Raw genomic sequence first — 3,942 nt, forward strand, 5'->3', positions numbered from 1 at the left:
AAAGATGACAGCTGTGTGGCTGTCGTTTTGCCGAATGAGGACAGCAGGTAATCGCTATACAGCTCAAACAGCTCTGTGTTCATGCTCTAAAGCATGGCAGATTTTGCTGAGTGCGTAACATGAGTTACGTCAGGCATTTGTCAGGGAGAGCAGGCTGTGAATACCTCATCCATGCTGCTGACGAACTGGCAAAGTTTGGATGGAAAAACTTCCATCGACTTGAATGGCGGCAGTTTCCAGGACCAAGTGCTGAATCATTGCTTTGTGGCTGTTTATGGCCCAGCGCCCGATGATTCTTTTACACTCTTCTGTGGCTTTTCAATGACGCCTCTGCAAGGTGAATTGCCACCAGTAAAGCCAGACTCAGTGCCAACTGCCAGCAATTTGATTCTTAAAGAAATGAATAAGGAAACTCTGTTCAAGCAGTCCTGCAAGATGTTTAACGAGAAGAATCCAAAGTTTTCTGTGGGTCAGTGTCTGAGCCAGTTCCGAAAGCAGTTTGATCTTATTAAGACCTACAGGGATCAAAGTACTCCTGCTCATTAATTATCTCTGCGAATCCTTTTCCTCCGGTACAAGGACGTACCTGATTACCGCACCATGCCAATAAACTGTAGAACTGAGCCGTTAGGATGATGGATGTATTGCAGCCCGGTGAAGCCTTGAGTCTGAAAGGTGTTTTGCAGACGATTCACCATTGGGTAACGCATCTTGGTCAGCAGTTTGCCTGACTGAGTATCAAAGAACAGAATATCCAACCCCTGCATCCCCTGTTGAATAGCGACTCTGAAGGCCGGGAACTCATTCAGTTCCATCGGTTGAGCCCTGGATGCATTATTCCCCAGCATCAGAGGCAGTGTTAGAGCATACCCCTTGGCTTCCGGATTTTTCTGAAAATAAAAGTTCAGGGCTGCTTCCTGGGCTCTGGCCTGGGACAGTGGCGAAATGAGCAGGACGCAAAGACTGGCCAGTACCAGGGTAATCCTTTTCATTATGATTCCTTTCATCAGAGGCTCTGCTGTTATGTCTCGACAGTCAGGCTGAAAACATAAGTTTTGCTGTGTTTCATACCTAGCTGAATGGGCATAACTGCATGGTCTGAAACCGTGAATCCACAATGCCGGAAAAGCATGTACTGCTGTACTGTTACACCAGTACGTTTTCAGGGTGGTGATGGACAGAGATGTCAGAGAAGTCATGGTCAGATGTGTTAGATCTGGTTCAGAGTCAGTCGGACAGGCAGGCGTTGGACAGGGTGATGGAATTACTGTTGACTCCGGAAGAACAGGAGGCAGTAGCTTCAAGACTGGCGATTATGAAGGCATTACTGGACGGGGAAGCTTCACAGCGTGAAATTGCATCACGCCTTGGGGTCAGTATTGCCAAAGTCACTCGTTGTTCCAACTACCTGAAAAGATTAGATCAACAGGATAAACAGATCTTAGAAGCCGATATATGAGTGAAGCAATAATAGGCAGTATTCCGGCAGAAAAGCCGGAGCAGGAAGGAAGCATCCTGGGGGGGACCGTCATCGTGGCAGGGACCGCCATCGGTGCCGGTATGTTTTCTTTGCCGGTGGCTACCAGTGGTATGTGGTTTGGTTATTCCATCATTTTGATGTTATTGACCTGGTATTGCATGTACAGCTCAGCGCTGTATCTGTTGGAAACCAATTTGCGTTTTCCCCGTGGTGCGAGTTTTGACACCATGGCCCAGGCAACAATGGGCAATGTGGGGCGCATCATTAATGGTGCATCTGTCGCTTTTCTCTGTTACATCCTTACTTACGCCTACATTTCCGGTGGCAGCTCTATCATTACCTACAGTCTGCAATCGGTAGCCGGCATCAGTTTGACTGCGGGTAAAGCCAGCCTGATTTTTGCGGTCGTATTGTCTGTGATTGTTGTTGCCGGAACTCGAGCAGTAGACCGGGTCACCACGGTATTGATGGGCGGCATGATCATCACTTTCCTGGGCTCTTCCGGGGGCTTAATCAGTGAGGCTCAGCCGGCAAAGCTGTTTCCTGGTCTGAGTCTCGCAGAAGCTATTCCCTATTCACTGGTAGCGCTCAGCTTTCTGGCCGTCAGCTTTGGCATGCAGACAGCGGTTCCGAGTCTGACCAAATATTACAACCGGGATGGCAGCAAAGTTCGTAATGCGCTGCTTTGGGGTTCTCTGCTGACTCTGGGCATCTACGTGTTCTGGCAAATTGCCATTTTTGGAAACATTGATCGCAGTGAATTTCCGGCCATCATTTCTGTCGGCGGCAATATTGGCAGCATCATGGGTGCGCTGGCTGACAATGGGTTGGACCTGAAAGTTTCTTCACTGTTGCAGCTGTTTTCCAATATGGCTGTGGCCAGTTCATTCCTGGGGGTTGCTCTTTGCCTTTACGATTACCTCTCTGACCTGTTCGGGTTTGGTGAGGATTTATCCGGGCGACTGAAGACTGCGGCTATTACTTTTGTACCGCCAACACTGTTGGGTGTTTTGTTACCCAATGGTTTTATTACCGCGATCGGGTTTGCCGGACTGGTAATGGTGATCTTCTGTGTGCTATCGCCAGTACTGATGGCCTGGATTGGGCGTCAGAAGTCTGATGAAGGTTATCAGGTACCGGGCGGTTTACCGCGAATGGGGCTGGTGTTGGCCTTTGGTCTTCTCTCCATGACACTGGCTGGAATGGATGCGTTTGGTTTGTTGCCTGCTTTCGGGAAATAATTTCTATCAGGAGCAGGCAGGTGCCTGCTCCCTTCGATTTAAATAATAACCACGCCCGGAATCAGGAAGAACAGAAGAGCGTTGACGATAGACAGCACGATACCCATGATCAGTGCCCAGCCAAAATTGTTAATCTTGAAGCTGTCCATAAAATAATCCACGATCATCAGCATCAGGGCATTGAGTACCAGAGTGAACAGACCCAGAGTCAGGATGGTGATGGGCAGAGTCAGGAAAAACAGAATGGGTTTCACGAAGGTGTTGACCACAGCCAGCAGGATCGATACCAGCACCGCACTGCCATAGCTTTTTATTTCTACGCCTTTGAGGATTCTGGCAGTAATGAAAACAGCCAGACCGTTGATCAGGAAATACAGAATCAGGCTCAGCATCTTAATCTCGCTTCAGGAATAGGCAGTTGAGTCAGTCTACTTTAGCACTCCAGGTCCACCGCTTAAAATTGACTTTATTTTTTGTTTACATTTTTCGTTTCTAACAGGCGATCAAGAGTCGATGGATGGGCTGAAGTAATGAATCTGTACGCAGACTTTTGCTGTATGCAATAACTAACCCGTTCACTGAAAACGAAAACAACACTTTTTAAAAAGTGAATGGTATTCATTGCTAGTCTTCTGTTACCCGTTCGTTTTGAGAGGTAATCAGATGCAACATTTACGTAAAAGTCTGATCAGTGCCTACTTTGTTTTCCTACTTTGTTTTATCCACATTCGCCCTTTCTGTTAACGCAGATTGTTCCTTGTTCTGGAATAAATTACCTGCCTATCACAGCTTGATTGCTCCGGAAAAGCAGCCTTATGGGTTCAGGGATCTTTTTTATCACAATAAGCATAAGCGTATTTACATTAATCTGTATGGCTATTCGAATTACAATACTCTTGCCCATTATGATTGGAAGACCAATACTATTGCGGGACTGAAGATTGATACCAACGATGAGTTGATGCATTTGGTTGGTTGGGGGGAAGATAGTTACGGGAATCTCATTGCCTATACCGATGATGTGAATGGAAAGCATTTTGGTACATTTAATGACAAAGGAATCTGGAAAGATTTTGCAGATGCCAGCAAAAAATATGGCTCTTTTGAATTTCAAGTGGGTAAGCAGGATTCATTCACTCGGGTGAAATTCAGCTTGCCAGTCAGTAAATAAACCATAATTTTAAAGTGCGGTTTCTTATAGCCTCTTGCCTTTCGCTTGGC

The 3,942-nt window shown here is 46.7% G+C and carries 6 protein-coding genes; 4 read left to right on the plus strand and 2 right to left on the minus strand.

The window, feature by feature from the left end:
* Positions 1–156: 156 nt before the first annotated feature.
* Entirely contained in the window at positions 157–546 is a 390-nt protein-coding gene (locus ACR2PX_RS14970; RefSeq protein ID WP_434000158.1) for a hypothetical protein, read from the plus strand.
* Positions 547–590: 44 nt separating this feature from the next.
* On the opposite strand, the gene ACR2PX_RS14975 is transcribed toward ACR2PX_RS14970, so the two are convergent.
* Positions 591–992: a hypothetical protein gene (locus tag ACR2PX_RS14975; RefSeq protein WP_434000159.1), complete on the minus strand. Its 402-nt coding sequence runs from the start codon at positions 990–992 to the stop codon at positions 591–593.
* 191 nt (positions 993–1,183) lie between these two features.
* Between ACR2PX_RS14975 and trpR the strand changes: the two genes are divergently transcribed.
* Together trpR and ACR2PX_RS14985 are read left to right on the plus strand one after the other, a co-directional pair.
* Complete coding sequence (gene trpR / locus ACR2PX_RS14980) at positions 1,184–1,459, plus strand: trp operon repressor (protein WP_434000160.1); 276 nt, start codon at positions 1,184–1,186, stop codon at positions 1,457–1,459.
* Positions 1,456–2,721, plus strand: coding sequence for an amino acid permease (locus tag ACR2PX_RS14985; RefSeq protein WP_434000161.1), 1,266 nt, complete (start codon positions 1,456–1,458; stop codon positions 2,719–2,721). Before trpR ends, ACR2PX_RS14985 begins: the two co-directional genes overlap by 4 nt.
* Before the next feature lie 38 nt (positions 2,722–2,759).
* On the opposite strand, the gene ACR2PX_RS14990 is transcribed toward ACR2PX_RS14985, so the two are convergent.
* Positions 2,760–3,113: a phage holin family protein gene (locus ACR2PX_RS14990; protein ID WP_434000162.1), complete on the minus strand. Its 354-nt coding sequence runs from the start codon at positions 3,111–3,113 to the stop codon at positions 2,760–2,762.
* Between the two features lie 365 nt (positions 3,114–3,478).
* On the opposite strand from ACR2PX_RS14990, the gene ACR2PX_RS14995 reads away from it, so the two are divergent.
* Positions 3,479–3,892 carry a hypothetical protein gene (locus ACR2PX_RS14995; protein ID WP_434000163.1) on the plus strand — a complete coding sequence of 138 codons (414 nt, stop codon included), beginning with the start codon at positions 3,479–3,481 and terminating at the stop codon, positions 3,890–3,892.
* The last annotated feature ends 50 nt before the right edge of the window (positions 3,893–3,942 follow it).

This window comes from Endozoicomonas sp. (genome assembly GCF_051008435.1).
Taxonomy (GTDB): Bacteria; Pseudomonadota; Gammaproteobacteria; order Pseudomonadales; family Endozoicomonadaceae; genus Endozoicomonas_A.